General features: G+C 51.5%; 5 protein-coding genes. 1 reads left to right on the forward strand and 4 read right to left on the reverse strand.

Annotated features, from left to right (window positions below):
- The first annotated feature begins 13 nt into the window (after positions 1-13).
- Positions 14-1,057, forward strand: a complete 1,044-nt coding sequence (locus CW360_RS00005) for an IS110 family RNA-guided transposase (RefSeq protein WP_101192301.1) — start codon at positions 14-16, stop codon at positions 1,055-1,057.
- Positions 1,058-1,330: 273 nt separating this feature from the next.
- Here CW360_RS00005 and CW360_RS00010 read toward each other — a convergent pair whose 3' ends face one another.
- The 4 genes from CW360_RS00010 to CW360_RS16940 form a co-directional block, all read right to left on the reverse strand.
- Positions 1,331-2,392 (reverse strand): GTP pyrophosphokinase, encoded by a 1,062-nt coding sequence (locus CW360_RS00010; RefSeq protein WP_101192302.1) that lies wholly within the window; start codon positions 2,390-2,392, stop codon positions 1,331-1,333.
- Positions 2,393-2,499: 107 nt separating this feature from the next.
- Entirely contained in the window at positions 2,500-2,838 is a 339-nt protein-coding gene (locus CW360_RS16710) for a hypothetical protein (RefSeq protein ID WP_157825238.1), read from the reverse strand.
- Between the two features lie 659 nt (positions 2,839-3,497).
- The gene (locus tag CW360_RS16715; RefSeq protein ID WP_157825239.1) at positions 3,498-3,800 is read right to left on the reverse strand and encodes a hypothetical protein; all 303 of its coding nucleotides are present in this window, start codon (positions 3,798-3,800) and stop codon (positions 3,498-3,500) included.
- 362 nt (positions 3,801-4,162) lie between these two features.
- The coding region (locus CW360_RS16940) for a hypothetical protein (RefSeq protein WP_212633273.1) at positions 4,163-4,427 on the reverse strand (265 nt) is incomplete at its 5' end.

Consider the following 4,427-nt stretch of genomic DNA (forward strand, 5'->3'; position numbering starts at 1 on the left):
TGGGAGAGTCGGTATGAAACGCATTGCAGTTGATCTGGCCAAATCCGTTTACCAAGTTGCCGAGAGTTTCCGTTCCGGCCAGGTGGTGCAGCGCAAGCGGCTGAACCGAGAGGCGTTCCGGCGATATATACAGGAGCAGGCCGAACCGGTCGAGTGGGTGATGGAGGCCTGTGGCACGGCCCACTATTGGGGACGTGTAGCGCAAGCCCTGGGGCATCAGGTGAGGCTACTGCATCCGCGCTACGTGCGGCCCTATCGCCGCCGCAACAAGACCGACCGCAATGACTGCGACGCCATGCTCGAAGCAGCACGCTGCACCGATATTCATCCCGTGCCGGTGAAAAACCACGGCCAGCAACAGCTGCAACAGTTGCACGGGCTGCGGGAAACCTGGAAGAAAAGCCGCACCCAGCGGATCAACCTGCTGCGCGGTCTATTGCGTGAAGCCGGTATCGAGGCCCCCGCCTCGACCGCCGCCTTCATCCGCGCCGCCAGCGAGCTGGTTGACCAGCCCGAGCTCGCGCCCCTGAGCCGTCTGCTGCATATCGTCCTGGCCGAAATCAACCTGTATGAGCAGTGCATGGCCGAGTGCGAGCAGCAGCTCAAACGCTGGCATGCCGACGATGACATCGTACGCAAGCTGGATGAGGTCAGCGGCATTGGGCTGCTGACCGCCAGCGCCCTGACAGCCGCCGTTGGCAGGCCCGAGCGCTTTGCCAGTGGTCGCCAGCTCAGTGCCTGGCTGGGCATGACCCCGCGCGAGTTCAGCAGTGGCGAGCGCCGTAAGCTCGGCCACATCAGCCGACAGGGCAACGTCTATGTGCGTACCCTGCTAATCCATGGCTCACGGGCAGCCTTGCTGGCTGCACAACGCTGTCAGGCACGTACCCCGGAAAAGCTGACGCAGCTGCAACGCTGGGCCGTGGCAACGGCGGCGCGCATCGGCCACAACAAGGCTGCGGTAGCCCTGGCCAACAAACTGGTGCGGATCTGCTGGGCCGTGTGGTGCCATGAGCGGCGCTTCAATGGCAATTGGCAAAGCACAAAGCCCGCCTGACGGCGGGGGGTAATCAGAACGGCAAGATGGTTTTCTGGTGGTTGTGGTGAACAGCAGCACTGTCGGAACAGGCGAGTCCTGCAGCGGAATAAGGCCGATAACAATCATGATCCGCGTGATCGATTGAACGCTTGGCCCCCGCTGCGCGAACTACAGATTGGCCAGGGCGGAAAAGCCCACAACAGGCCGGATATACGAATGCAACCGCGCTGACGACAGGTGCAAAAGCAATGCTTTGCTCACTACTTGTGGGGAGAGCCCATATACGCATTGTTAGCTATCAAAACTTTCATGGTCGTAGTAGATGTCGATTCCTGCATCTTCTACGATTTTTCCGAGCTTTTCGGCTCCAATCTTTTCACACATTCTTTCAAAAGAATTGTTATCCCAACCTTGCCAGTGCTCTTTCCATGCGACTTGAAAATATCGCTCTGGATCGGACAAAATCATTGCATCTCTAAGGAGTGAGAATGTCGTGAACTCGCTGTGAGATGCTGAGAGTTCTATTGCTTCATTTGTTAATATTTTCTCAAGGTCTGCTAAACCGGAGCAGCCAAAGCTATGTAATTCATCTATGAGTTCCTCTGATGCGGCCATTGCTTGATAAGGCGCGCGCGAGACAGTATTGGATAGCTTGATTTTTAGGTATTCGCTGATGCTTGCCGCATTTAGCTCGATGTTGAGGTCTCCCGCCTCTGCCTGAGTATGAACACTGTTCGCGTACTCTTGGATTTCTTTAGAAAGAGAGTCGAATTCGCGGTCTGCTAACTCCAGAAGGCCTGCTACTAAGTGAAACCTGCGCTTCATCGATGACCGGAGTTCACCCTTGAATTTATAACTGCGATCATGCTCAATCTCCGCCCATGCATGCTGAAGCGCTGTTCGGATTTGAACCTCAAAAACCATATCTTTGTATAGCGAAAACTCAGGCAGTGCTGTTCGAGAGCTCCCTAAGTCGCAAACCAAATGTACAGATCGATAGCCAAATCGATCTGCACCTAGATCCACTAGCTTGTCGCCGCTATGAGCAGTTTTGATGCCGAAGGTATCCGCCAGTGCTGCCTTTGCACGATCTACGTCGCTGTCAATAAAAGTAACGACTCTAACGCCAGCCAGATCAAGCATTTCTGCTTTGGGATCTTGATACCTTTTCCTTCCTATTTTTTCTTTGAAACTTTCTAATGTTTTTGCTCTATACGTCACGCCGAGTACGTCTATGTTATGCAAACGCATTATTGATCGAATTGTGGCCGCCGCGACGGATGCAAGATCTTCATACCTCCGATGTTCGGACGCATACCAATCAATGTGAGTCTTTAATTTTGGTCGCGCCATGGAACTATCCTTTGGTAGCTAACGATTAAGCTAACGGGCGGCCAAAAGCGCAGCTTTTGGACGTCCAGCGAACGAAGTGAGCGGCAGTTGAGCGCATTGTTAGAGGTTTACAGCAGTGACCATAGAAAATACCCGACGCCTAAAATTACCAAACCGATTACGGCAAGGATAATTGCGCCGATTATTGTTTCGCCATATTTATAGCCAATGACTCCAGATGGTATGGCTAGTGCTGCGAAAATTGAGGCTTTGATCCATTTTGCAGCATCCTGCAGGCCTAGATATTGAATTGCTAAATATCCAAGTATGGCGCTTGCTGTGATTAGCAGGAATAAGCCTTGATACGAGCCTTCAGATTTTAGTTGTCTGTTTCTTTCCTCAAGCTCTTCAAGGGAGTCGAAGTGCTCTATTGTTTCGCCACCTTCTGTGCGGCTGTACTTTGGCATCTTAAACCTCTAACGCCTGAATTAAGCCGCGCCGTGAAGCGGCGTCGGCTTGAATGAATTGTTAGGCTGCACTTGGTGTGGTTGCGCCTAAGTGTTGTGTTTATTCTTGGATGCCGAACCGAACGCCATTAAATGTGTGCGTGCAACAAGTACAGAAGGGCTCCATGTCTTGAGCCCTCAAGCTTGAGTTTACCAGCTGAAGTAGGCCTTCTCCATCAACGAACAATCCGCTGAAATAGCTGCTCTCGCCTACGCGCACGAGCTCTTCTTTCTGCTCTTCAGATCTTGCGACAAGCCAGAATATCGGCTCCGTTGTGTCGAGACGAGACTTGGCCTCCGCATATACTTGATTCCAATGGTCTCCTACTCTTGATAGTAGAAATCGGAAAAGTGGGGTGTAGTCACGGCCGTGCTTAAGCCGGCTGTGCATAGATGAGCGGACGGCTTCGCTATTTTCGAGGCTCTTCGAGTGGCGGGCATGTCGGAACTCTCCACCCATGCCATGTTTCACGCCATGAGTCCGAGTGTTGACGGAGCGGTAGAGTGGAGAAGTACGCATGTTTTGTGCAGCCTAACGTTTGGTTAAGGGGCGGGCTTTAGCCCGTCCCAGCGAGCGGAGCGAGCGATTTGAACCACTTGTTAGATGCATGGCACGAGCCTCAATCGCTTACGCACTTTATCTCAGCTTTGAGTATGTATGCTTTGCTGAAGAAAGGCATGACTCTGTCAATGGTTCTTGTTAAATAGCTTAGCTCTGTGCCAAGAACCTCCTCTCGCAACGCAATAAGCTCATGAACAATAGCGTTCGATTTTTCTGGTGAAATCTTGGGGGAGTTATAGAGTTCTGCCGAAAGCCAGTCGAGGCATGGGTAATTCGGATTTTCGTTAACAGGAACGAATAGCGACTCTTCATGCGTTTCTATGCATGCTTTCTCGCTACTGTGATACATGTCGAATGCCATGATGGTTCCGTGATTTTTGAAACTGCATCTAACGTTTGGTTAAGGGGCCGGCTTAAGCCGGTCCCGAGTGAGCGAAGCGAACGACTTGAACCAATTGTTATGTGTTACCGCAGCCTGCCAGCATAACCTCGATTGACATATCTTTTTATGTAACTGTTAAGTCCATGCCCGGCGATGGCCAATGCTTTCATTTGCTCTATATGGTGTTGGCCGGCGCTTCTGTAGTTATATAAATAAGTTGCGCCCGTTGTGAATTGCACGGTTATTGATTCTGGCCCTATTTCGTAGAAGGCGACGCCGGAGTCTCCGCCTAAATTCTTGTACCTTTCCATAGCGAACTCTCCTAGCATTTCTGAATGCACTTAGGCCAATAGGTGTCCAACAACGCTGCCGACTCCGATAGCCCATGTTGTTTCAAAGATGGAGCTTAAGAACACACGAGTACGAGCAGTTAATGTTTTTACCATAGACACCTCCTTAATGTTGTTTTGATCCGATGGAATCAAGTTGATACTTGCGTAACGCAACAAAACCAGCAGAAGGGCTACAGAGCCAACAAGCGTCACAGGGATTGCCAGTCCCCCACCTACTACCCCTATCGGCCTAAATGCACTCCTTACACATAAC

The organism is Pseudomonas fluvialis (genome assembly GCF_002835605.1).
Taxonomy (GTDB): Bacteria; Pseudomonadota; Gammaproteobacteria; order Pseudomonadales; family Pseudomonadaceae; genus Aquipseudomonas; species Aquipseudomonas fluvialis.

Bases quoted from the DNA above. Each gene is read 5' to 3' on its own strand.
- CW360_RS00005 (WP_101192301.1), top strand. From the start codon at position 14: ATGAAACGCATTGCAGTTGATCTGGCCAAATCCGTTTACCAAGTTGCC.
- CW360_RS00010 (WP_101192302.1), bottom strand. From the start codon at position 2,392: ATGGCGCGACCAAAATTAAAGACTCACATTGATTGGTATGCGTCCGAA.
- CW360_RS16710 (WP_157825238.1), bottom strand. From the start codon at position 2,838: ATGCCAAAGTACAGCCGCACAGAAGGTGGCGAAACAATAGAGCACTTC.
- CW360_RS16715 (WP_157825239.1), bottom strand. From the start codon at position 3,800: ATGGCATTCGACATGTATCACAGTAGCGAGAAAGCATGCATAGAAACG.